The sequence below is a fragment of the Oleiphilus sp. HI0067 genome, assembly GCF_001635735.1.
The window spans coordinates 1-832 of sequence record NZ_LWFI01001695.1 but is presented as its reverse complement, the minus strand read 5'-3'; the positions used below and the strand labels follow the sequence as shown (position 1 = coordinate 832).

The following is an 832-nucleotide window of genomic DNA, read 5'->3' as shown; positions in this document are numbered from 1 at the left end:
GCGAATCATCATTACGTAAAGCATCATAAGTAGATTCAACTTCATGCACTACGTCAGTCAAATAACTCAAACCATACGTACGCGCATTACCCTTAACGGTGTGCATATTTCTGAATAGCTCGGCAATAACATCCGCAGATTTTCCAGCGTTGTTCTTAATAGCCTGCTGACATGCCGCCATGAACTGCTTAGAACTACGGAGGAATTCAGCAAATTTCGCTGCATCGATCGCAAGCACTTCACCAATTAATTCCAACTCACGCTTCTGACCTTGCGCCGCTAGCTCTAGGGCACGGATTTCAGTTACGTCGCGCACAGTAATCATCAGACGCTCGATCACATCATCATTCACGATTGGATCCCAGTCCAACTCGAGAACTTTTTCACGACCATCATCGAAACCAATGGTCATCTCATTCACAAGACAATGTGAGTTGAACTCAAACATCATTTCGTCTTCACCAACAATCGCATCAACTGCTGTAATGTTCTGATCTCGCGCATCAGAGCCTAGTGTTGTATTCGCGAAAAGAAGATCATTTACATTTCGTCCAGCGATACGATCTGTTTCAAAAATCTGCTCCAGATACGCCGCATACTCTTTGTGCACCACACCACCTTCGGTCACTGTAAATAGGCCTTGGTGCATGTTTGCCATCATATTTGCGATGTCTTGGTTCTTTTGATGAAGCGCAGCCGTACGTTCCTCAACTTTCGCTTCAAGAGTACGATTATGCTCTTCGATCACTTCACGCATACGAATGTTTTTAATTGTTGTAACAAGTGACTGAGCAACAGAGGACACATACTCATAATCACTATCGGCAAAACT

General features: G+C 44.0%; 1 protein-coding gene. It reads right to left on the bottom strand.

Translation table 11 applies throughout. From position 1 onward, the window contains the following. A partial coding sequence (locus A3739_RS27025) for an Hpt domain-containing protein (RefSeq protein WP_197472625.1) occupies positions 1–832 on the bottom strand: 832 nt, incomplete at both ends.